At 63.8% G+C, this 22,687-nt stretch carries 23 protein-coding genes; 18 read left to right on the forward strand and 5 right to left on the reverse strand.

Features of this window, described 5'->3' with window-relative positions; all coding sequences use genetic code 11:
• The first annotated feature begins 6 nt into the window (after positions 1–6).
• The 7 genes from AC097O_RS20660 to AC097O_RS20690 all read left to right on the forward strand — a co-directional run bounded on the left by AC097O_RS20660 (position 7) and on the right by AC097O_RS20690 (position 7,777).
• The gene (locus tag AC097O_RS20660) at positions 7–2,784 is read left to right on the forward strand and encodes a nitrate reductase (RefSeq protein WP_479594733.1); all 2,778 of its coding nucleotides are present in this window, start codon (positions 7–9) and stop codon (positions 2,782–2,784) included.
• Positions 2,785–2,845: 61 nt separating this feature from the next.
• The gene (ybiB, locus tag AC097O_RS20665) at positions 2,846–3,781 is read left to right on the forward strand and encodes a DNA-binding protein YbiB (RefSeq protein WP_479594734.1); all 936 of its coding nucleotides are present in this window, start codon (positions 2,846–2,848) and stop codon (positions 3,779–3,781) included.
• On the forward strand, positions 3,778–4,611 hold the full coding sequence (gene cobA / locus AC097O_RS20670; RefSeq protein ID WP_479594735.1) for a uroporphyrinogen-III C-methyltransferase: 834 nt from the start codon (positions 3,778–3,780) through the stop codon (positions 4,609–4,611). The genes ybiB and cobA overlap by 4 nt, the downstream gene beginning before the upstream one ends.
• 244 nt (positions 4,612–4,855) lie before the next feature.
• Positions 4,856–5,479: a hypothetical protein gene (locus AC097O_RS20675; protein ID WP_479594736.1), complete on the forward strand. Its 624-nt coding sequence runs from the start codon at positions 4,856–4,858 to the stop codon at positions 5,477–5,479.
• Positions 5,480–5,538: 59 nt separating this feature from the next.
• The gene (locus AC097O_RS20680; protein ID WP_479594737.1) at positions 5,539–5,787 is read left to right on the forward strand and encodes an HPr-rel-A system PqqD family peptide chaperone; all 249 of its coding nucleotides are present in this window, start codon (positions 5,539–5,541) and stop codon (positions 5,785–5,787) included.
• Positions 5,784–6,701, forward strand: a complete 918-nt coding sequence (locus AC097O_RS20685) for an HprK-related kinase A (protein WP_479594738.1) — start codon at positions 5,784–5,786, stop codon at positions 6,699–6,701. The genes AC097O_RS20680 and AC097O_RS20685 overlap by 4 nt, the downstream gene beginning before the upstream one ends.
• On the forward strand, positions 6,698–7,777 hold the full coding sequence (locus AC097O_RS20690) for a nucleotidyltransferase domain-containing protein (RefSeq protein ID WP_479594739.1): 1,080 nt from the start codon (positions 6,698–6,700) through the stop codon (positions 7,775–7,777). Before AC097O_RS20685 ends, AC097O_RS20690 begins: the two co-directional genes overlap by 4 nt.
• 67 nt (positions 7,778–7,844) lie before the next feature.
• On the opposite strand, the gene icd is transcribed toward AC097O_RS20690, so the two are convergent.
• Positions 7,845–9,104 carry an NADP-dependent isocitrate dehydrogenase gene (gene icd, locus AC097O_RS20695; protein ID WP_479594854.1) on the reverse strand — a complete coding sequence of 420 codons (1,260 nt, stop codon included), beginning with the start codon at positions 9,102–9,104 and terminating at the stop codon, positions 7,845–7,847.
• Between the two features lie 156 nt (positions 9,105–9,260).
• Between icd and AC097O_RS20700 the strand changes: the two genes are divergently transcribed.
• Positions 9,261–9,716: a DUF192 domain-containing protein gene (locus AC097O_RS20700; RefSeq protein ID WP_479594740.1), complete on the forward strand. Its 456-nt coding sequence runs from the start codon at positions 9,261–9,263 to the stop codon at positions 9,714–9,716.
• Between the two features lie 42 nt (positions 9,717–9,758).
• Here the strand turns inward: AC097O_RS20700 and AC097O_RS20705 are convergent, their stop codons facing one another.
• Positions 9,759–10,340 carry a Fe-Mn family superoxide dismutase gene (locus AC097O_RS20705; RefSeq protein ID WP_315202862.1) on the reverse strand — a complete coding sequence of 194 codons (582 nt, stop codon included), beginning with the start codon at positions 10,338–10,340 and terminating at the stop codon, positions 9,759–9,761.
• A gap of 55 nt (positions 10,341–10,395) precedes the next feature.
• Positions 10,396–11,721 carry an exodeoxyribonuclease VII large subunit gene (gene xseA, locus AC097O_RS20710; RefSeq protein ID WP_479594742.1) on the reverse strand — a complete coding sequence of 442 codons (1,326 nt, stop codon included), beginning with the start codon at positions 11,719–11,721 and terminating at the stop codon, positions 10,396–10,398.
• Positions 11,722–12,115: 394 nt separating this feature from the next.
• Here xseA and AC097O_RS20715 point away from each other — a divergent pair, with 394 nt between their 5' ends.
• The 6 genes from AC097O_RS20715 to adk all read left to right on the forward strand — a co-directional run bounded on the left by AC097O_RS20715 (position 12,116) and on the right by adk (position 15,883).
• A complete protein-coding gene (locus AC097O_RS20715; RefSeq protein WP_479594743.1) occupies positions 12,116–12,748 on the forward strand; it encodes a MotA/TolQ/ExbB proton channel family protein in 633 nt (210 codons plus the stop codon).
• A 10-nt stretch (positions 12,749–12,758) separates the two neighbouring features.
• Positions 12,759–13,175, forward strand: coding sequence for a biopolymer transporter ExbD (locus AC097O_RS20720; protein WP_315187780.1), 417 nt, complete (start codon positions 12,759–12,761; stop codon positions 13,173–13,175).
• Positions 13,176–13,188: 13 nt separating this feature from the next.
• Positions 13,189–14,181 carry a tetraacyldisaccharide 4'-kinase gene (gene lpxK, locus AC097O_RS20725; RefSeq protein ID WP_479594744.1) on the forward strand — a complete coding sequence of 331 codons (993 nt, stop codon included), beginning with the start codon at positions 13,189–13,191 and terminating at the stop codon, positions 14,179–14,181.
• 9 nt (positions 14,182–14,190) lie between these two features.
• Positions 14,191–14,373, forward strand: a complete 183-nt coding sequence (locus tag AC097O_RS20730; protein WP_295954268.1) for a Trm112 family protein — start codon at positions 14,191–14,193, stop codon at positions 14,371–14,373.
• Positions 14,374–14,377: 4 nt separating this feature from the next.
• The gene (gene kdsB / locus AC097O_RS20735; RefSeq protein WP_479594745.1) at positions 14,378–15,133 is read left to right on the forward strand and encodes a 3-deoxy-manno-octulosonate cytidylyltransferase; all 756 of its coding nucleotides are present in this window, start codon (positions 14,378–14,380) and stop codon (positions 15,131–15,133) included.
• Positions 15,134–15,226: 93 nt separating this feature from the next.
• Complete coding sequence (adk, locus tag AC097O_RS20740; protein WP_479594746.1) at positions 15,227–15,883, forward strand: adenylate kinase; 657 nt, start codon at positions 15,227–15,229, stop codon at positions 15,881–15,883.
• A gap of 43 nt (positions 15,884–15,926) precedes the next feature.
• Here the strand turns inward: adk and AC097O_RS20745 are convergent, their stop codons facing one another.
• The gene (locus AC097O_RS20745) at positions 15,927–16,934 is read right to left on the reverse strand and encodes an asparaginase (protein ID WP_479594747.1); all 1,008 of its coding nucleotides are present in this window, start codon (positions 16,932–16,934) and stop codon (positions 15,927–15,929) included.
• 86 nt (positions 16,935–17,020) lie between these two features.
• On the opposite strand from AC097O_RS20745, the gene lexA reads away from it, so the two are divergent.
• The 3 genes from lexA to AC097O_RS20760 all read left to right on the forward strand — a co-directional run bounded on the left by lexA (position 17,021) and on the right by AC097O_RS20760 (position 19,357).
• Positions 17,021–17,686: a transcriptional repressor LexA gene (lexA, locus tag AC097O_RS20750; protein ID WP_479594748.1), complete on the forward strand. Its 666-nt coding sequence runs from the start codon at positions 17,021–17,023 to the stop codon at positions 17,684–17,686.
• 176 nt (positions 17,687–17,862) lie between these two features.
• Positions 17,863–18,255, forward strand: coding sequence for a hypothetical protein (locus AC097O_RS20755; protein WP_479594749.1), 393 nt, complete (start codon positions 17,863–17,865; stop codon positions 18,253–18,255).
• Positions 18,256–18,349: 94 nt separating this feature from the next.
• Positions 18,350–19,357 (forward strand): D-2-hydroxyacid dehydrogenase family protein, encoded by a 1,008-nt coding sequence (locus AC097O_RS20760; RefSeq protein WP_315241815.1) that lies wholly within the window; start codon positions 18,350–18,352, stop codon positions 19,355–19,357.
• Between the two features lie 115 nt (positions 19,358–19,472).
• Here AC097O_RS20760 and AC097O_RS20765 read toward each other — a convergent pair whose 3' ends face one another.
• On the reverse strand, positions 19,473–21,725 hold the full coding sequence (locus AC097O_RS20765; protein ID WP_479594751.1) for a type IV pilus assembly protein FimV: 2,253 nt from the start codon (positions 21,723–21,725) through the stop codon (positions 19,473–19,475).
• Positions 21,726–21,967: 242 nt separating this feature from the next.
• Between AC097O_RS20765 and AC097O_RS20770 the strand changes: the two genes are divergently transcribed.
• The gene (locus AC097O_RS20770; protein WP_315187751.1) at positions 21,968–22,687 is read left to right on the forward strand and encodes a Crp/Fnr family transcriptional regulator; all 720 of its coding nucleotides are present in this window, start codon (positions 21,968–21,970) and stop codon (positions 22,685–22,687) included.

The raw sequence follows: 22,687 nt of genomic DNA on the forward strand, positions 1-22,687 counted from the left end.
CGCTACATGACCAGCCCCACAGAAACCAAGTCCACCTGCCCGTACTGCGGTGTCGGTTGCGGCGTGATCATCGAATCCACCGGCGCGCAGATCACCGGCGTGCGCGGCGACCCCGACCACCCGGCCAACTTCGGCCGCCTGTGCACCAAGGGATCCACCCTGCACCACACTGCCACGGCAGCGGTGACGCTACAAACCCGCCTGCTGCATCCGATGCAGCGCCTGCAGCGCGGGCAGGCACCCCAGCGCGTCTCCTGGGACCACGCCCTGGGCATGGCCACCCGCAAGTTCGCCCAGGTGATCCAGGACCATGGCCCGGACGCGGTGGGTTTCTACATTTCCGGCCAGTTGCTCACCGAGGACTACTACGTCTTCAACAAGCTGGCCAAGGGGCTGATCGGCACCAACAACGTCGACACCAATTCCCGCCTGTGCATGAGCAGCGCGGTGGCCGGCTACAAAACCACGCTGGGCGCGGACTCGCCCCCGGCCTGCTACGACGACGTGAACCACACGCAGTGCATCTTCATCGTGGGCAGCAACACCGCCTGGGCGCACCCCATCCTGTTTCGCCGCATCGAAGATGCCAAGCGCGCGAACCCGGCGATGAAGATCATCCTGGCCGACCCGCGCCGTACCGACACCGCCGAGATCGCCGATCTGCACCTGCCCATCCAGCCCGGCACCGACGTGATGCTGTTCAACGGCATGCTGCACATCATGCTGTGGGAGGGCTGGACGAATGCCGACTACATCGCGGCCCACACCAACGACTTCGAGGCCCTGAAAACCACCGTGCGCGATTGCACGCCCGAGCTGGTGGCGCAGATCTGCGGCATCACCAAGGAAGCGCTGCACCAGGCCGCCCAGTGGTTTGCCACCAGCAAGGCTACGCTCAGCCTGTACTGCATGGGCATGAACCAGTCCAGCAGCGGCACGGCCAAAAACGCCGCGCTGATCAACCTGCACCTGGCCACCGCGCAGATCGGCAAGCCCGGCGCGGGCCCGTTCTCGCTGACCGGCCAGCCCAACGCCATGGGCGGGCGCGAAGTGGGTGGCATGGCCAATCTACTCAGCGGCCACCGCGACCTGGCCAACCCCGCGCACCGCGCCGAAGTGGCCGCGCTGTGGGGCGTGGCCGACGTGCCGTCCAAGCCCGGCAAAACCGCCATCGAGATGTTCCAGGCCGCCGCCGACGGCGAAATCAAGGCCTTGTGGATCGCCTGCACCAACCCCGCCCAGAGCATGCCCGACCAGGCCACCGTGCGCCGGGCCCTGGAGCGCGCCGAGTTGGTCATCGTGCAAGAGGCCTTCAGCACCACCACCACCTGCGAATACGCCGACCTGTTGCTGCCCGCCACCACCTGGGGCGAAAAGGTTGGCACCGTGACCAATTCCGAGCGCCGCATCAGCCGCGTGCGCCCCGCCGTGCCCGCGCCCGGCGAGACCCGGCACGACTGGTCGATTGCCACCGAATTTGCCCAGTTGCTGGAAAGTGCACTGTCCAAACCGCCCCAACTGTTCAACTACCCGACACCCGAATCCATCTGGAACGAGCACCGCGAATCCACCCGGGGCCGGGATCTGGACATCACCGGCATGAGCTACGCCATGCTGGACACCGGTGCCCAGCAATGGCCGCTGCGCACGGGCGACACCACCGGCCAGGCGCGCCTGTACGAAAACGGCATCTTCCCCACCGCAGACGGCAAGGCCCGGTTTGCCAACACCGTCTACAAACCCGTGGCCGAGCCGCGCGAAGCCCGCTACCCGTTCTCGCTCACCACAGGCCGCCTGCGCGACCAGTGGCACGGCATGAGCCGCACCGGCACCCTGGGCCGCCTGTTCGGCCACGTGGCCGAGCCCAGCATCCAGATGCACCCGCAAGACATGGCGCGCCGCCAGCTCACCGACGGCGACCTGGTCCACGTGACCAGCAAGCGCGGCTCCATCCTGGTGCCGCTGGTGGCCAGCACCGACGTGGCCATGGGCCAGACCTTCATCGCCATGCACTGGGGCGAAGAATTTTTAAGCGGCGTGAGCGCCAATGGCGAACGCCTGATGGGCGTGAATGCGCTGACCAACTCTGCGTTTTGCCCCACCTCCAAGCAGCCCGAGCTCAAGCACACCGCCATCAAGATCCTGAAGGCCGAAATGCCCTGGTCGCTGCTGGGCGTGGCCTGGCTGCCCGAGGTGGACGCGCTGGCCGCCCGCGAAAAGCTCAAGGGCCTGATGGCGCAGTTTCCGTTTGCCAGCGTGGTGCCGTTTGGCCGCGAGCGCACCGGCCTGCTGTTCCGCGCCGCCAGCCATGAGGCGGTGGCCGACGAAGTCATCGCCCAGATCGAAACCCTGCTGGGCCTGGGTGGCTTGGACGTGCTGCGCTACGCCGACAAAAAGAAGGGCCAACGCCGCGCCGTCAAACTGGAGCGTACAGCAGACAACGCCGAGCTCACCGGCTTCGTGCTGGCAGGCGACACCAGCGCCGAGGTGTGGATCAAGACCCTGCTGCAAGACCAATTGCCCGCCCTCGCCTATGGCCGCCTGCTACTGGTGCCCGGCAGCAAAGCCCCGGTGGCCGTGAAGGCACGCGGCAAGCAAATCTGCACCTGTTTCAACGTCACCGACGATGCCATCCGCGCCACACTGGTGGACTGCCGGGGCTTTGAAGACGAGCGCCTGGACCAGCTGCAAACGGCTTTGAAGTGCGGCACCAACTGCGGCTCCTGCCTGCCCGAAGTGCGCAAGATGGTGCGCGCCAGCATGCCCACGGCGCAAGCCGCCTGAGCGCAGCGCGCGTCATTCAGCAAATAACCATCCGTTATCAGCCATCCACGACAATCGCGCCATGGGAATCAGCCAATACATCAAAGAAATCGGCCGTGGCAAAGACGGCGCACGCGCCTTGTCACGCGCCCAAGCCGCCGACCTGTTCGGCCAGGTGCTGGACGGCACCGTCACCGACCTGGAAGTGGGCGGCTTCTGCCTGGCCATGCGCATCAAGGGCGAAACCGAGTCCGAAATGGCCGGTTTTCTGGACGCGACCTATGCCCGTCTCACCATGGTGCCCGCCTGCGACCGCCCGCTGGTCGTGCTGCCCAGCTACAACGGTGCCCGCAAGCTGCCGGTGCTGACCCCGCTGCTGGCCCTGCTGCTGGCGCGCGTTGGCCTGCCGGTGCTGGTGCATGGCACGGCCACCGAGTCCACCCGTATTTCTGCACAAAATGTGCTGCTAGCGCTTGGTACACCAGCACAAGCAGCTATAAAGAAAATAGCAAATGGTGAAGTCGCCTATGCCACTACCGAGCTGCTCTGCCCCGGCCTGAAACGCCTGCTGGACGTGCGCCGCGCGGTCGGCCTGCGCAACCCTGCGCACAGCCTGGTCAAGCTGATGGCCCCCACCGACGGCCCCAGCCTGGTGGTCAGCAGCTACACGCATCCCGAGTACGCCGTGTCCATGGCCGCCACCTTCGCGCTGATGGAGTCCAACGCCCTGCTGCTGCGCGGCACCGAAGGCGAAGTGGTGGCCGACGCCCGCCGCGCCCCGCAAATGACCGGCTACCTGCGCGGCCAGCCCCAGCTGATGCAGGAAGCCCAGTCCGGCCCGCTGGCCGCCGTGCCGGACCTGCCCAAGGAAATCGATGCCGACAGCACCGCCGCCTACATCCGCGACGTGCTGGCCGGGCGCAAACCCGTGCCCGCGCCCATCGCCCAGCAAGTGGCGCACATCTTGCGTTTGACCCAACAAATACCTCTGCAAATAACCGAACCGGCCACCGTATGAAGCCCACCGACACCGCCTTCCCCACCAGCTTTGGCACCGTGAACCAGCTGACCCCCGCCAAAGCCGTGCACGGCGGCCAGTGCACGTTGGTCGGTGCCGGGCCGGGCGACCCGGAGCTGCTCACGCTCAAAGCCCTGAAAGCCATCCAGGCCGCCACCGTACTGCTGGTCGATGACTTGGTGAGCGACGAGATCACTGCCTTTGCCTCGCCCACCGCCCGCATCGTCCATGTAGGCAAGCGCGGCGGCTGCAAATCCACCCCACAGGCCTTTATCGAAAAACTGATGATCATGGCCGCCCGCGAAGGTGAAAACGTGGTGCGCCTCAAGGGCGGCGACCCTTTCATCTTTGGCCGCGGCGGCGAAGAAGTCGAACACCTGCAGGCTGCAGGCATCCAGGTCAGCGTGGTCAACGGCATCACCTCCGGGCTGGCAGCGGTCACCTCGCTGAACGTGCCCCTGACGCACCGCGAATACGCCCACGGCGTGGTCTTCGTCACCGGCCACGCCAAGCCCAATGACGAAGGCACCGACTGGCAGGCCCTGGCCGCCACCGCCTTCAGCGCCAAACTCACCCTGGTAATCTACATGGGTGTGAGCGGTGCCCGCCGCATCCAGGACGAGCTGCTCACCGGCCTGCCCGCCAGCACGCCCGTGGCGGTGGTGCAAAACGTCTCGCTGGCCACCCAGCGCCACGTCGTGACCACCTTGGGAGCCTTGTCTGACACCATAACCCGCGAACAACTCGGCAGCCCCTCCATCATGGTGGTCGGCGACGTGGTGCGCGGCATCCAGGTGGCAACAGAAAGTGCACGGGTACAGGCTGCTTGAATCAGCCACGCAGCCGCTCGGGAGTGGCGGCCATGCATGCCCAAGGCCCTTGCAAAGGGGTGTCGATTTTTTTTACAGCGCCCGGACTTTTTGCACACAATGGACGCATGGAAACCTGGGTGTTACCTTTAAGCCGTTGAATCGCTTGGATATTTTTTTATAATCCAGGTAAGGCACAATATTTGCTGCAATCAGGCTATCAGCCCGAATTCAGCGGCCGCATCCAGAACGCTCAGGACTACCTATGTCAAAGAATCCACACACTTCATCGCCCGAAACTGCAGCAACCGATGCGCAAACCGCCACCTCCGGCCTGGCGCCGGATGCCATGGCCCGCCGTCGTATGTTGTTGAAAAGCCTGGGTAAGGGTTCGTCCGTGATCGCAGCAGCAGCCTTGCCCATGCACACCCTGGCAGGCACGGGTACCTTGGCCATCGCCAGCAACGGCAAACGCTGCACCGTTTCCAGCATGGCCTCTGGCGTGCACTCCAAGGAAACAGTCACCGAAACTTGCTCGGGGCGCAAGCCGTCCAGCTATGCCAGCCCCAGTAGCTGGCCCAGTGTGAGTAGGCAGGGCAATACTTACACCGTGTCGAGCGCGGGTATCACCAGTTTCACAAATACTTCGCCGTTCAGCACTGTGTTCGGCGGAGGCGCGTCCACGACCATAGCCGACATCATGTCCACCGCGCAAAACTCGGATGAAGCCGTCTGGATTACCGCATTGTTTAATGCCATTATTGGTATGTCTGGTGTCACCAGCTCAGGGGTCAAAAACTTCCCCTACACCCCGGCACAAGTGATTGCCATGTACGCGTCCAAACCCACGGCCGTGGCGTTCTTCAGAGCCAACCTGCAAAGCGTTTAGTTCGCAGGCATTCAAAAATTCCACACACCACCCGCTACAACGTCAATCCAGCTTCCCGCTTGCACTGGGCTTCGTGGAATGACGAGTACGTCGTCTTTGACGAAGGCTCTGGACAAACCCACCAGATGGATTCGGTCAGGGCTTTTGTACTGGACCGGCTGTGTGATGGCATTCAAAGCCCGGACAAAGTAGCCGCAGAACTTGCCAGCATCCCCACGCTGGCCGATACTTCCAATTTGACCGAATTGGTTGCAACCATCCTGGAAGAATTTTGTGTACATGGATTGGCGGAAGTGGTTCACGCGTGAAATTAGAAAAACTGTCGGTATCCGCGGTTCAACATAAACTCAAAAGCAATGGGCTGATTCTGAAAATCGGCCCATTTTCATTTCGGATTATTTCGCCCATTCGGTCCGTCGCAGACGGTGTGTTGGCCCTGTATGCCAACCATGTGGTGCTGGACGACAGCCACTTCGTGGACTACACCGTCACGATTGCATCGGCCTCGGGCTGGCGGCGTTGGGCCCGGCGCCAGGCGATTTTCCAGTTCGACGGCATGGAGCCCTTCATTCCCCTGCCCGAAGACCACGCATTCCCACTGCTGGAATGGTCGATGAACTGGTGCATTGCCATGCATGCCCACCACTATCTGCTGCTGCATTCCGCCGTGATCGAAAAGGAAGGCTGCGCCGTGGTCATGCCAGCCCCGCCGGGCTCGGGCAAAAGCACCTTGTGCGCAGGCCTGGTACACCGCGGCTGGCGCTTGCTGTCGGATGAGCTGGCACTGATCTCGCTCACCGACACCGCCATCACCCCACTGGGCCGCCCCATCAGCCTGAAGAACCAGTCGATCGAGGTGATGCGCAACTTCGTGCCGGGTGCCGTATTCAGCAAAGAGGTACATGACACTTCCAAAGGCCGCGTTTCGCTGATGCAAGTGCCCGCAGCCCATACCGAGCGCCTCCACGAGACTGCCCAGCCCCGCTGGGTGGTTTTCCCAAAATACGTGGCGGGCTCACCGCCCCAGATGGTGGCGCGCTCCAAGGCCAACAGCATGCTGGAGCTGGGCCGCAACTCGTTCAACTACATGGTGCTGGGCCTCAAGGGGTTCGAGGTGCTCTCGAAGGTAATCGATGCCAGCGATTGCTACGACTTTCAGTACAGCCAACTCGACGACGCGGTGGTTGCATTTGACGATCTGGTCGCCAGGAGGAACGATTGAGCACCCCGCTTCTGACGACCGCCTGGGCCCAGCCCGACTGGACACCCGCGTTATCGGTACGCGAATGGGAAGATTTGTTCGGCCAGGCACGCCAGTCCGGCCTGCTGGCGCGCCTGTCGTACCTGCACGTGGACAAAGGGCTTCTGGCCGACGTACCCGACGGCCCACGCCGCCACCTGGAAGGGGCTTTACGGCTCGCGGACCGGCAGCAACACGAAGTCCGCTGGGAGGTGGATTGCATCCGCCGGGCTTTGCATGGTGTGGAGACCCCCATCGTCCTGCTCAAAGGTGCGGCCTACCTGATGGCCAACCTGTCCACCGCGCGGGGGCGTTTGTTTTCCGACATCGACATTTTGGTGCCCCGCAGCCACATCGAAGCCACTGAGAACGCACTGTTCAATGCAGGCTGGATCTCCGACGAGCGCGATGCCTACAACGAGCGCTACTACCGGGAATGGATGCACGAGATCCCCCCGCTGCGGCACATCCACCGCGACTCGTTTATCGACCTGCACCACACCATCACGCCACCCACCTCGCGGTTCAAGGTGGATGGCCAGAAGCTGCTGCGCAACATCCAGCCGCTGGCAGGCTACCCCGGTATTTTTGTGCTGGCCCCTGTGGACATGGTGCTGCACAGTGCGGTGCACCTCTTCCAGGAGGGTGAATTCGGGCATGGCCTGCGTGACATGCTGGATTTGCACGACCTGTTCAAGGACTTCCAGGGCCAGCCGGGCTTTTGGGATGCCTTGCTGGACCGCGCCGACGAACTGGGCTTGCAGATCCCGCTCTTCCACGCCGTGTTCCATCTGCGCCGTCTGTTCAAGTTCAGCCCGCCAACCCAGTGCGTGGACCGTCTGGACAAAATGGGCCCCAGCCCACTCTCGCGCACGCTGATGGCCTGGATGCTGGGTCTGGCGCTGCAGCCAGACCACCCCAGTTGCGACACCCGCTGGACCGGGCTGGCCCGCTGGCTGTTGTACGTGCGCTCGCACGCATTGCGCATGCCCATGCGCCTGCTGGTGCCGCACCTGCTGCGCAAATCTTGGATGCAGCGCTTCCCCAAGAAGCCTTAGCCTCCCCAGAATGCGAAAAGCCCCTGCGTTGCAACAACGCAGGGGCTTTTTTGGTAGCCAGCAGGGCTTACATGTTTTCTATCATCACCTCGCCAAAGCCCGAGCAGCTCACCTGCGTCGCGCCCTCCATCAGCCGGGCAAAGTCGTAGGTGACCCTTTTGCTGGCGATGGAGCGCTTCATGGACGCGATGATGAGGTCGGCGGCTTCGAACCAGCCCATGTGGCGCAGCATCATTTCGGCCGACAAAATTTCGGAGCCCGGGTTCACGTAATCCTTGCCCGCGTACTTGGGTGCGGTGCCGTGGGTGGCCTCAAAGCAGGCCACCGAGTCCGACAAATTGGCACCCGGTGCAATACCGATGCCGCCGACCTGGGCGGCCAGCGCGTCGGAAATGTAGTCGCCGTTCAGGTTCAGCGTGGCAATCACGCTGTATTCGGCCGGGCGCAACAGGATTTGCTGCAAAAACGCATCGGCGATCACGTCCTTAACGACGATTTCCTTGCCCGACTTGGGGTTCTTGAAACGCATCCAGGGGCCGCCGTCGATCAGCTCGGCACCGAACTCTTTTTGCGCCAGCGCGTAAGCCCAATCCCGGAAGCCGCCTTCGGTGAACTTCATGATGTTGCCCTTGTGCACGATGGTCAGGTTGGGCTTGTTGTTGTCGATGGTGTACTGCAGAGCCTTGCGCACCAGGCGCTCGGTGCCTTCGCGCGACACGGGCTTCACGCCAATGCCCGAGGTATGGGGGAAGCGGATTTTCTTGACACCCATTTCTTCTTGCAGGAACTTGATCAGCTTCTTGGCCTTGTCGGATTCGGCTTCGAACTCGATCCCGGCGTAGATGTCCTCAGAGTTCTCGCGGAAGATCACCATGTCGGTCTTGTGCGGCTCTTTCACCGGAGAGGGCACGCCATCAAAATACTGCACCGGGCGCAGGCACACATACAGGTCCAGCTCCTGGCGAAGGGCCACGTTGAGCGAGCGGATGCCGCCGCCCACGGGCGTGGTCAGCGGGCCCTTGATGGACACCACGTAGTCTTTGATTGCCTCCAGGGTTTCCTTGGGCAGCCATTCATCGGGGCCATAGACCTTGGTGGACTTCTCACCGGCAAACACCTCCATCCAATGGATCTTTTTCTGGCCGCCGTAGGCTTTTGCCACGGCTGCGTCCACCACCTTCAGCATCACCGGCGTGATGTCCTGGCCGGTGCCGTCGCCTTCGATGAAAGGGATGATGGGCTGGTCGGGCACGTTCAGGGAAAAATCCGCGTTGACGGTGATTTTTGTGCCTTCAGCGGGGACGGTAATGTGCTGGTACATGGAAATGGAGGCTCCGTGGGATGGCGAAAAAAGGATGGCGAATTCAGTTTAACTTTATCCTGTGGCACCTCTGTAACCCGGCAGTTCGTCAACCCCTCGTAAAGTAGGCGAATCGGCGCTGCCCTGCTGCCAAAATCTTCCAATTTCACAAACCGCCTCGCCATGCATAAAAACCTCTCCCGCGCCGCGCTGGCGCTATCGCTGGCATGTGCCTCCGCCCTGGCCCAGGAAGGCCCGCAACTGAACCTGCCGCGTGCCACGTTGACGGCAGGCATCCACCAGATCGACACCCAACTGGCCCTGACCCCAGAACAGCGCCAGATCGGCCTGATGAACCGCCGCGACATGCCGCAACAAGAGGGCATGCTGTTTGTGTTCGAGCAGCCCGGCACCCAGTGCTTCTGGATGAAAAACACCCTTTTGCCCTTAACAGCCGCCTTCGTGGACGATCACGGAGTCATCGTCAACCTTGCCGACATGAAGCCACAGACCACAGACTCGCACTGCTCGGCCAAACCTGTGCGTTATGTGCTGGAGATGAACGTGGGCTGGTTCGCCAAAAAGGGCATCAAGGCGGGCAGCAAACTCGGCGGCAAGCCGTTTGAGGCAGCCCCATAAAAAAAGCCCGTCCAAGACGGGCTTTTTTAGAAGCTTTGGAACTTAGGCGAAGTTCTTTTCTGCGAATTCCCAGTTCACCAGCTTGTCCAGGAAGGTTTCGACAAACTTGGGGCGCATATTGCGGTAGTCGATGTAGTAGGCGTGTTCCCACACGTCCACGGTCAACAGGGCCTTGTCGGCGGTGGTCAGGGGCGTGCCGGCAGCGCCGGTGTTGACGATGTCTACCGAGCCGTCCGGCTTCTTCACCAGCCAGGTCCAGCCGGAGCCAAAGTTACCCACAGCCGACTTGACGAAAGCCGCCTTGAATTCAGCGTAGGAGCCGAACTTGGCGTTGATGGCAGCCGCCAGCGCGCCGGTGGGTTCGCCGCCGCCTTGGGGCTTCATGCAGTTCCAGAAGAAAGTGTGGTTCCAGATCTGGGCCGAATTGTTGTAGATGCCGCCGCTGGACTTCTTGATGATTTCTTCCAGCGTCAGCGCTTCAAACTCGGTGCCCTTTTGCAGGTTGTTGAGGTTGACCACGTAGGCGTTGTGGTGCTTGCCGTGGTGGTATTCCAGGGTTTCTTGCGAGTACGCGGGGGCCAAAGCGTCGATCGCGTAAGGCAGTGCTGGCAGGGTATGTTCCATATTTTTCCTCGTGGGGTTGGTGGTGGTTTGGTATCTAGCCGGGCAATTGTAGAAACTAATTGCGGCGCGTCTGTAGGACATGGAGATCAACCTCACCGTCGGCCAGGACGGCCGTGGCAGCCTGCCCTGGCACTGCCTGCGCCACGCTGGTCAGGGGCGCGCCCTGAGCCGTGCGCAGCAGGGCGTAGCCGCGTTGCAGCACCAGCAGCGGGTCGAGCAATGCCAGGCTGCGGTCGGCCCGCGCCAGGCGCGCGTGCTGCTGCTCCAGGGCGGCTTTGATCTTTTGCGGAAAAACAGCCTCTACCGCTCTATGGGTGGACTTCTTCCGCTCTACATTCGATAGCGCGGCATAGCGCAGCCGCTGCGCCTGCTGGCCCAGCTTCCACTGCTGGCGCGCCACCAGGCCCGACGGGCGGCCCAGGCGCTGCGCGGCGCTGTCCAGCCGCTGGGCCTGGGTGTCGAGCTGGCGCGTCACGGCATCCTGCAGGCGCTGTCCCACCAGGCCCAGGGCCCCCAGCCAGACATCGCGCGGCTGGGCCGCCAGCTCCGCTGCCGCCGTGGGCGTGGGGGCGCGCAGGTCGGCCACAAAGTCGGCGATGGTGAAGTCGGTCTCGTGCCCCACGCCACTGATGATGGGCACCGGGCTGCGGGCCAGGGTGCGGGCCAGTTGCTCGTCGTTGAAGGCCCACAGATCCTCCAGCGAACCGCCGCCGCGCACCAGCAGAATCAGGTCGATCTGCACATTTTTAGCCAAATCGGCCTCTGGCCCAGTATTACTAGGCGTGAGCAGATATAGTTTTGATAGCGCCTGGACAATCTCGCCAGGAGCCGCTGCGCCCTGCACCGAGGCCGGGGCCAGCACCACCGGGATGTGCGGCACGCGGCGTTGCAGGGCCGCCACCACATCATGCAAAGCTGCGGCACCCAGGGAGGTCACCACGCCAATCCCGCGCGGCAACAGCGGCAGCGGGCGCTTGCGGGCGGGGTCGAACAGGCCCTCGGATTCCAGCTGCGCCTTGAGCCGCAGGAACTGCTCGAACAAGGCCCCCTGCCCGGCCCGGCCCATGCTTTCCACAATGAGCTGCAAATCCCCGCGAGGCTCATACACGCCCAGGCGGCCCCGCACCTCCACCAGCTCGCCGTCGCGCGGCGCGAAGTCCAGCAAACTGGCCGCGCGGCGGAACATGGCACAGCGGATTTGGCCTTGCCCGTCCTTGAGGTTGAAGTAGCAATGCCCGCTGGACGCGCGCGAGAAGCCCGAAATCTCCCCGCGCACCGCCACCGGATTGAAGCGCGCCTCCAAAGTGTCAGCAATGGCGCGGCACAGCGCGCCAACTGGCCAGATTTGCGGCACCAATGCTGGGTTTGGGTGGCCCAGCATCAGGTTTGGCGCGGCAAAACGCAACGTTTGGATACGCAACGCTCCACAGGCGCGGGCCTTGTCTCTGAGGTGCCAAAAATAGGGCCAGCGATTGTCAACCGGCCTGATTTACTGTGGTAAGTGGTTGATTTCAATTGTAATTTTTCTGCTTAATTTTTCATCGAAGTGTCACAAGCCCGCATGGGCGCTGGATTTCCAGCGATCCCAGACAAGTTCTTCACAAAGTTATCCACAGGAAATGTGGGTGAAAGCCAGACGGCATGGGCACACCGAACAAAGCAGCGGGCAGATAGGCGGCTAAGCCATAATCAGCACGCATCTATCAACTTGAAACAACTTGTTGGCACCGCTGGCAGCCCGCCAGCAACGCCCCAGGTTCGTGCGGAGAGCTATATTGTTTTCGATCATACAAGCCGCAGGCTGGCCGATTTGGCCCTTGGTTGCCTGCTCCATCCTGGCCGTGGCCCTGGTCATTGAACGCTTTCTGAGCCTCAAAACCGCCAAAATCGTGCCGCCCAAGCTCCTCAACGAGGTGCTGACGGTATCGCAAACCAGCATCCCCGCCCCCGGCATCGTCAACCAGCTGGCGCAAAATTCCAGCCTGGGCGAGGTGCTGGCCAGTGGCCTGCGGGTGCTCAACACCCACCCCCAGTGCAGCGACGACGATGTGCGTGCCGCCATGGAAAGCGCGGGCCGCGCGGTCGCCCACAAGCTGGAGAAATACCTCAGCGCCCTGGCCACCATCGCCTCGGCCGCGCCCTTGCTGGGCCTGCTGGGCACGGTGATCGGCATGATCGAGATCTTTGGCTCGCAGGGCAACGGCGGCAGCGTGGGCGGCAACCCGGCGCAGCTAGCGCACGGCATCTCGATTGCGCTGTACAACACCGCGTTTGGACTGATCGTGGCCATTCCCGCGCTGATCTTCTGGCGCTACTTCCGGGCGCGGGTTGATGAATACCTGCTGACGCTGGAGCTGGCCGCCGACCAGTTTGCCCGCCACCTGAACGCCGTGCGCAAACGGGTCTAGGGGGCTGTCCATGAACTTTCGCCACCGCTCCCGCGAAGAGCCCGAAATCAACCTCATCCCGTTCATTGACGTGCTGCTAGTGGTGCTGATCTTTCTGATGCTGTCCACCACCTACAGCAAGTTCACCGAGTTGCAGATCACCCTGCCCGTGGCCAACACCGATGCCCAGCGCGACTACCCCAAGGAAATCATCGTGGCGGTCAGCAGCGATGGCCGCTACGCCATCAACAAGGGCGCGGTCGATGGGCGCAGCATCGAAGCCCTGTCGCTGGCCCTGGTCAACGCGGCCCAAGGTGGCAAAGACATGGTGGTCATCATCAGTGCCGATGCCAGCGCCACCCACCAGTCGGTCATCACCGTGATGGAAGCCGCCCGCCGCGCGAACCTGAACCAGATCACGTTTGCCACCCAGTCCACCCCCAAATAGGCTAGCCCGTAGCATGGAGCAGGCCCTGCTGCGCACCTGGCAGCGGCGCGGCTGGCAGGCCTGGCTGCTGTGGCCCTTGTCGCTGCTGTACGGCCTATTGGCCGGACTGCGCCGACTGTTGTACCGCATGCACCTCAAGAAGTCTGGCCGCGTGCCGGTGCCGGTCATCGTGGTCGGCAATGTGGTGGCGGGCGGCTCGGGCAAGACCCCGGTGGTGATGGCCCTGGTGCAACACTGGACGGCGCGCGGCGTGAAGGTTGGCGTGGTGTCCCGCGGCTATGGCCGCAGCAGCACGGATTGCAGGGAGGTGCGGCCCGACAGCCTGCCCGCCGACGTAGGCGACGAGCCCGCCCTTATCCAGCGCAGTTGTGGCGTGCCGGTGTTCGTCGCCAGCCAACGCCTGCAGGCCGCCCAAGCCCTGCTGGCCGCCTACCCCGCCACCCAGCTCATCGTCTGCGACGATGGCCTGCAGCACCACGCCCTGCACCGCGACCTGGAGATTTGCATCTTTGACGACCGCGGCGTGGGCAACGGCTTTTTGCTGCCCGCCGGGCCGCTGCGCGAAGCCTGGCCGCGACCGGTGGATCTGGTGCTGCACAGCGGTGCGAACCCCGCCTTCGCCGGTTGGCGCGCCCAGCGCACGCTGGCCGACGATGCCGTGCGGTTGGATGGCACCCGCGTGCCGCTGGCCACGCTGCGCGGCACCTCGGTGCTGGCCGTGGCCGCCATCGCCCAGCCGGAAAGCTTTTTCAGCATGCTGCGCGCGGCAGGCCTAACGCTGGCAGAAACCCGGGCTCTGCCGGATCACTACAACTTTAATAGCTGGTTACGCCCATCGGATAAGCACGGGAGCGTGATTTGTACCGAAAAAGATGCGGCCAAACTCTGGCAACACCAGCCCAACGCGCTGGCCGTGCCCCTGGTGCTGGCCATCGACTCCGGCTTCTGGGCCGCCCTGGACCAGCGCGTCGATCCCTGGCTATCATCCACACCCCACACCGACTGAGATTTCCCCATGGATAGCAAACTTCTGGAACTGCTGGTCTGCCCCGTGACCAAGGGCCCGCTGCAGTACGACCGCGAACGCCAAGAACTCACCTCGCGCAGCGCCCGCCTGGCCTACCCGGTGCGCGACGGTATTCCGGTGCTGCTGGAAAACGAAGCCCGTACCCTGAGCGACGAAGAACTCGGCCTGTAAACCCATGCACTTCACCGTCCTGATCCCCGCCCGCCTGGCCTCCACCCGCCTGCCCAACAAACCGCTGGCCCTGCTGGGCGGCGTGCCCATGGTGGTCCGCACAGCCCAGCGCGCCCGCCTGTCCCAGGCGCAGCGCAGCGTGGTGGTCACCGACAGCACCGCCATCCTGGAAGCCTGCGCCGCCCACGGCATCGAGGCCGTCATGACCCGCGCCGACCACCCCTCTGGCAGCGACCGCCTGGCCGAAGCCTGCACCCTGCTGGGCCTGGACGGCGACGACCTGGTGGTCAACGTGCAGGGCGACGAGCCGCTGATCGACCCCGCGCTGATCAACGACGTAGCCACCCTGCTGGAGCAACGCCCCGGTGCCAGCATGGCCACCGCCGCCCACGCCATCGCCAGCCTGGCCGACTTCACCAACCCCAATGTGGTCAAGGTGGTGCTGGACGCGCAGCAGCACGCCCTGTACTTCAGCCGTGCGCCCATCCCCTGGTGGCGCGACGGGGCCACGGCCAACAAAAGTTTCCAAAGCCTGCCCAGCCCGGCCCCACTGCGCCACATCGGCATTTACGCCTACCGCGCCGGGTTTTTGCGCCTGTTTCCCACCCTGCCACAGGCCCCGATCGAGGTCAGCGAAGCGCTGGAACAGCTGCGCGCCCAATGGCACGGCTACCGCATCGCGGTGCACACAAGTGCGCATGCACCGGGTGCAGGTGTGGACACGCCGGAAGACCTGGAACGTGTAAGCAAACTGTACTAAAGCCTCTGGTATCCTCACCCGCTATGAAGCGTTGCGGCTAGCACATCTGGGCCAGCAACGCCGCGCAGTTTTAAACACTTCGAGGACTTTTCCATGAGACTGATTTTGTTGGGTGCACCTGGTGCCGGCAAAGGCACGCAAGCCACTTTTATCTGCCAGAAGTACGGCATCCCGCAAATCTCTACCGGTGACATGCTGCGCGCAGCCGTCAAGGCTGGTACGCCGCTGGGCCTGCAGGCCGACGCGGTGATGAAGTCCGGTGGTCTGGTCAGCGACGACCTGATCATCAACCTGGTCAAGGAACGCCTGACCCAGCCCGACTGCGCCAACGGCTGCCTGTTCGACGGCTTCCCCCGCACCCTGCCGCAAGCCGATGCCATGAAGGCCGCCGGGGTCCAACTCGACTACGTGCTGGAAATCGACGTTCCCTTCGACTCCATCATCGAACGCATGAGCGGTCGCCGCTCGCACCCCGCCTCGGGCCGCACCTACCACGTCAAATTCAACCCGCCCAAAGTCGAAGGCCTGGACGACATCACCGGCGAGCCCCTGGTGCAGCGCCCCGATGACCAGGAAGAAACCGTGCGCAAGCGCCTGGAGGTGTACAGCGCCCAGACCCGCCCGCTGGTGGATTACTACTCCAGCTGGGCCCGCAATGAGCCTAGCGCCGCCCCCAAATACCGCGCCATCAGCGGCACCGGCAGCGTCGAGGAAATCACCGCCCGGGCCTTTGCCGCATTGGCAGCCTGAGTATTTTTGCTTTGGATCCAAGCCGCCCGATGGGGCGGCTTTTTTACGCCTGCAGCGCCAGTAGGTCCAGCAGCAGGCCGATCCGCGCCTTGACCGGCGACAAGCCTTGCGCATCGGGAATCGCGTCCGCCGCTGTGCCCTGCACCCGGCCAAACACACAGCGCGTAGAGCGCAGCACCCGCATCCCTTGCGCCATGGCCCGCAGCAGGGCCGCCTGCAGGTCCACATGCAGCGTGCCATTGCCCGTGCCGGCCACCACGATGCCCTGCACCCCCTGGGCCACCAGCGCGTCCACCAGCAAACCACTGGCCCCGGCGTAGTTCAGCACGATCTCCACCCGCGGCCACCCGCTGGCAGGCACCTTACCCAACACTATATTTTTAATAGCTGCTTGTGCTGATTGGATAAGCGCCAGAGGCCGATTTTCCTCATAAAAATCTACCGCCGACGGCCAAGGCCGCAGCAGGCGCACCCGGCCCTCCTCCACCAGCCCGACCAGCCCCGCGTCGCCCGAGGCAAACGCATCCACCTGGTAGCTGTGCACCTTTTGCACATCGCGTGCGCTGTGGACCTTGCCAGCACACACCGCCACCACGCCGCGTGCGCCCGGGGTGGCAGCCACCGCCACGGCATCCAGCAGGTTCTGCGGCCCGTCGGGCACCAGGGCCGTGGCCGGGCGCATGGCGCAGGTCAGCACCACCGGCTTGGCCGGGTCCAGCACCGCCTGTAGGAAGTACGCGGTTTCCTCCAGCGTGTCGGTGCCGTGGGTGATGACGATGCCCGCCACGTCGGCCTGCGCCAGCCAGTGCTCGCAGCGCGCCGCCAACTGCTGCCAAAGCGCAAAACCCATGTCCTTGCTGTCCACCTGCGCCACCTGCTCGGCCACCAGGTCTATTCCCGCAGCAAAGCCCCCTAGCGACTCCAGTAACTGCGCCACGCCCACTTCGCCAGCCGTATAGCCCAGGTTGTCGCCCGCGCGGCTGGCGCGGCCTGCAATCGTGCCGCCGGTGCCCAGCACCACGATCTTCGAAGAACTTGAATTCAACGCCATGCTTGCAAACTTTCAAAAACTGGTTAAAAATACAGTCACTGGATATTAAAACAGCCAACCACTTAGTTTCCGCCTAGGAGCCACCCATGGATCTGCCACTGTTCCCCGCCAAACTCACCGCCCGCCAGCAGCAGATTCTGGAGCTGATCCAGTCCGCCATCGCCCGCACCGGCGCGCCGCCCACCCGGGCCGAAATCGCCAACACCCTGGGCTTCAAGTCGGCCAACGCCGCCGAAGAGCACCTGCAGGCCCTGGCCCGCAAAGGCGCCATCGAGCTGGTCAGCGGCACCTCGCGCGGCATCCGCCTCAAAAGCGACACCCTGCGCTCCATCAACGAGTCGCGCCTGCACAACGTACTCACCCAGCTGGCCCTGCCCCTGATTGGCCGGGTGGCTGCGGGCTCCCCGATTTTGGCGCAGGAACACGTAGACCAAACCTACCACGTGGAAGCCAGCATGTTCCGCCACAAGCCCGACTACCTGCTCAAGGTGCGCGGCATGTCCATGCGCGACATCGGCATCCTCGACGGCGACCTGCTGGCCGTGCAGTCCGCCACCGATGCCAAGAGCGGCCAGATCGTGGTGGCACGCCTGGGCGACGATGTCACCGTCAAACGCTTGCGCCGCACCAAAAACCTGATCGAACTGCTGCCCGAGAACCCCGACTACCCCACCATCGTGGTCGACCCGGAAGAAAGCTTCGCCATCGAAGGCCTGGCGGTTGGGCTCATCCGCAACACCTTGCTGATGTAGCCCCGGCCCGCCCCCTACGCCAAGCTACGCCACGCCAAGCCACGCCGCTGTGCCAACCTAAGTTCAGGTAAAGCGCAGCAGGCTGCGGGAGCGCCCCGCCACCACCACTGTCCGGGTAAATCCAGGTTTACAGCCACCGTTTCGTCCGTATTCAACACGCTTGTTGGGGAGGTCCTATGGGAATCGCATCGTTTTCGCCCACCGGTTTACTGGGTTCGGTCCAGGGTTTGATGGGCTGGATGGGTTGGCTTACCGCCAGCGCGCCGAGCCCCCAGCGCACAGCACGCACACCCCTCGCAGCGCGGCCCGCCACGGCCTGGGCACCCGGCTGCAACAACCGCCCCAACCCGACCCCCGCCTGGACGGCCCGCCCCGGCTGCAGCACGCCGCCACCCGTCGCGCCGCGCCGCCCGGTGCGGGTGCTGCGGGTCATCGACACGCCCCAGTCCACCGCCAGCGCCGGGCGCATGCGCATCTCGGGCCGCATGGCCGATGTCTGCGCCGAGCTGGACCGCCTGGCTGCACTGGAGTCTGCGCCCCGAAGCAGCACCAGCGCCTTGCTGCAGTAAACCCGGCACAGCTATGGCGGTGACAGCCCTGCGGCCATAACGCTTTTGCACAGCGGCGGCGCAGTAGCCGCTGGCGCCAAGGCACAATCAGGGGATGAACATTGTGATCCTCGACGACTACCAAGATGCCGTGCGCAAACTCGACTGCGCCACCAAGCTGGAACCCTACGCCGCCAAGGTCTACACCAACACCGTCAAGGGCCTGGGCCAGTTGTCGGTGCGGCTCAAGGATGCCGACATCATCGTGCTGATCCGCGAGCGCACCCAGCTCAACCGCGCGGTGATCGAAAAGCTGCCCCGCCTGAAGATGATTGCCCAGACCGGGCGCATCGGTGCGCACGTGGACGTCACCGCCTGTACCGAGCGCGGCATCGCCGTGGCCGAAGGTGTGGGCTCGCCCACCGCCCCGGCCGAGCTGACCTGGGCGCTGATTTTGGCCGCGTCACGGCGCTTGCCGCAGTACATCAGCAACCTCAAGCACGGGGTCTGGCAGCAGTCGGGCATGAAAACCGCGTCCATGCCGCCCAACTTCGGCATGGGCACGGTGCTCAAGGGCAAAACCATGGGCATCTGGGGCTATGGCCGCATCGGCCAGATCGTCACCACCTACGCCCGCGCCTTCGGCATGAAGGTGCTGGTCTGGGGCCGCGAGACCTCGCGCACCCGGGCGCTGGCCGACGGCGTGGAGGTGGTAGACAGCAAGGAAGCCCTGTTTGCGCAGTCGGATGTGCTGTCGCTGCACCTGCGGCTGAACGAGGAAACCCGCGGCATCGTCACCCTGGAAGACCTGTCGCGCATGAAGCCCACGTCCCTGCTGGTCAACACCTCGCGTGCCGAGCTGATCGAGCCCGATGCCTTGCTGGCCGGGCTGAACCGCGGCCACCCGGGTATGGCCGCCATCGACGTGTTCGAGAGCGAACCCATCCTGCAAGGCCATGCCCTGCTGCGGCTGGAGAACTGCATCTGCACCCCGCACATCGGCTATGTGGAGCAAAACAGCTACGAGCTGTACTTCAATGCGGCCTTTGACAATGTGCTGAACTTCATCCAGGGCACGCCCACCAACATCATCAACCCCGGTGCCTTGCAGGTACGGCGCTGAACGCCTATTGCTATCAAATTTGTAAATAATTTGATAGCTGCTCGTACCCATGGCATAAGCACAAACGGCCTAGAAACCAATGGTTTCTGGGCCGTTTTTTATGGGCTTGGCGAGATCAGATTTTCTTCGGTGAAATCTTGGCCTCGATGCTGGGGTCGAACAGATCAAACTCCAGCATATTGCTGTCCACCACCGGAATCACCGGCGGCGCCACGGGAGCGGGTGCCGCCGCCGGGCCGGGCAATCCCAGGTCCAGATCCAGGTCGAAGTCCAGATCCAGGGGCGCAGGTGCGGGTGGCTTGGCCGGCGTCACCGCAGCGGGTACCGCGGGCAACTCCTGCATGGCCATGAGTTCGGAATTCGAGAAGTCCAGGTTCAGGTCCAGATCCAGGTCCAACGGCGGACGGTGTGCGGGGGCCAGCGGCTCGGGATGGGTGTCCTGGGCTTCCAGCGGGGCCATTTCCGACATCAGCAGCATCGGCTGGGTAAACACCGTTTCACGCGGGGCCGAGGCTTCCGACGGCTCAGGCTGCGAGATGTCCAACTCCAGGTCCTGGGGACGGCTGGCGCGGGCAGTGCGCGCCCGGGCCATGGCACCCTGCAAGGAGCCATCTGCCTGGCGCACGGTGCCTTGGGCCATGGCATAGAGCAACAGCAGTTCGCGGTAGGCAGCCAGATCGAAGGGCTTGCCCGCAGCGGTGTCGCGGAACAGGCAGGCCTCGATGGTATCCAGCACCTTGGGCGTAGCCCATTGGCTTTCGATACTGCTCAGCACGGCGGGATAAGCCTCCAGCGTCTGGCCCTCTTGGGTGAACGCGGGGAATGCGGGAATCTCGCTGTTGAAGATGCGGTTGAAGGCATCGCGCTGCTGCTGGAATTCGGCCTGGCGGCCCAGCGTGTGGTAGATCTTGAGCAGTTCCAGGTAGGCCAGGGGGCTGGACTCGGAGGTGCCGTGGAGACTCTTTTTCAGCACGTCAATCGCCTGGTCGTACTGGCCCAGCGAGACGAAGAAGTCTGCATGCTGCTGCACGTCCAGAAAATCTTCCGGGTAGATGCTGCGGGCCGGCATGGCCGTGACCGCAGAGCGCGGCGCGGCGGTAACCGGCGCGGTCGGCTTGGTGGGCAGGGTCGCAGCCGTCAGCTTCTTCAGGTCTTCAAACAGCGACTCGTCCACATCGGCATCGTGGTTGGGGCCGGGCAAGGTGTTGGGCGGCAACTGCGAGCCCAGCGGTGCCGGGCGGCTCAATGGCGGGGCACGGAGTTCTTCGGCGGTGGGTTCGCCATGGTGCGACCAGTCGGTGGTGGCCGTGGTGAGACGCTGGCGGGCGCGGTTCCAGAAGAAGGCGGCAGCCGCAATGGCGGCCAGCAGCAGGCCCAGCAGGCTGTAGACGAAGTTCTCGTCGTAGCGGTTGCTCTCCAGCCGGTCCAGGCGCAGTTTGAAGTCGGCTTCGTTCTTGGCCAGCAGGGCCTTGAGGGTCTTGGACTCGGCCTCCAGGGCCAGCAGGCGCTGCTTTTCCTGGGGGTTTTCCGCTGGCAGGTTGTTCAGCTCGCGCCAGGCAGCGGCGGCGGCTTCGCGCTTTTGCGGGTCGTCGGTGGGCGCCAGGACCACATCGCTGGCGGGTTTGAGCTGTACCAGGCGCTCGTCGGGGGTCTCGGGCGACTCCAGCTTCAGGCGGGGCTTGTTGTCGGGTACTTCCGCTTTGGCCTCGACCTTGGGTTCAACTTTGGGTTCGGCCTTGGCTTCTGCTTTGGGCACCACCGGCTTCGGCGCGACCACCTTGGGCTCTTTGGCCACAATCGGCTTGGACACCGGGGCCGGTCGGGGCGCACGCACCACGGGCACGGGGTTGGCAGCGCGGATGGGCGCGGAGCGCGGCGCGGCGACGGGCGCAGGGGCCGGGGCGGCCATGGGTGCATCCATCACGGGGGCCGGGGCGGCACTGGGCGCGGTGACGGTGGCCGGGATGATGGCAGGCACCGCTGCGGCCTGCATTTCCACCGGGAAGTCGGTGAGGAAATCGTAACGGCGCGAGGCTTTCTGGCTGCACACCGAGCGCAGGACCACTCCCACAATCGGTTCGTCCACCACGGCCGAAGAGCGGATCCGCACCACGGCATCCTGCCCTTGTGCACCCGACACCACGATGACCCGCACCCGGTTGGCGGCCACCTGCCCGTCACCATGGAACACGTCGGCTTCAAAACAGGCACTGGCGTTGTCATCGGCGGAATCGAGTCGGACATCGACCGCCAGGTCCAGCGGCTGACCCAACACCACTGCGCCCCTGGCACGTCCAAGAGACAGGGCTGAGCTACCAAATGCGGCCACCAACAGGGTGGAGCCAAGAAGGGTGTTGCGTAGTTTCACTGCAATTTTTTACGTGTGGAGGGGATTCGGACACACCATACCATTGGATTTCAGCATGTGATCATTTAAACAGCGGCAATTATCGGGCCATCTGGGAGGATTGTGGGTGCGAAGACACAGGCCCGGAAAACCCGGGCATGAGCCCAACCAGACACCCAGGCGACATATTTTGTGTGTTTGTGCGTCGCCTGCGTGACCGTGGCATGACAATGTGCGGCTCATCAGCCCACCCGAGACAGCCCATGGACGAACCCATCCTGACCATTGAAGAACGCGCCGCCATCAATGCCGGGCACTGGTTTGCATCCCTTTCGCCGTCGTTGCGGCACGACATCCTGCGCTGCGCCTATGTCAAGCGCTACCAGGACAACGGCCTGATTGCAGCCCGCGGCGAGCCGCCCGAAGAATGGGTGGCCTGTGCCCGGGGCGCGGTGCGGGTGAGTTCCACCTCGCTCTCGGGCAAGCAGATCACCCTGACCTATATGGAGCCCGGCACCTGGTTTGGCGACATTGCCATTTTTGACGGCGACCGGCGCACCCACGATGCCTATGCCCACGGCGAAACCACCCTGCTGTGCGTGGCCAAGGCCGACTTCAAGAAGATACTGGCCACGCATACCGAGCTGTACGAGGCCATGCTGCGCCTGCAGGCCCGGCGCATCCGCCAGCTGTTTGGCCTGGTCGAAGACCTGAACACCCTGCCCTTGCGGGCCCGGTTGGCCAAGCAACTGCTGCACCTGGCGCGCAGCTACGGCATCCCCAACCTGGCCAACCCCAACGAGATCCGCATCAGCCTGCAACTGGCACAGGAAGAGCTGGCGCAGTTGCTGGGCGCATCGCGCCAGCGCGTCAACCAGGAGCTCAAGGCCATGGAGCGCGACGATGTGATTGCCATCGAAACCGCGGGTTTGATGATCCGCGACCGCACAGCGCTGCTGCGCATCGTGGACGCGGACAAATAA

It is taken from the genome of Rhodoferax sp. LS1P39, assembly GCF_056521425.1.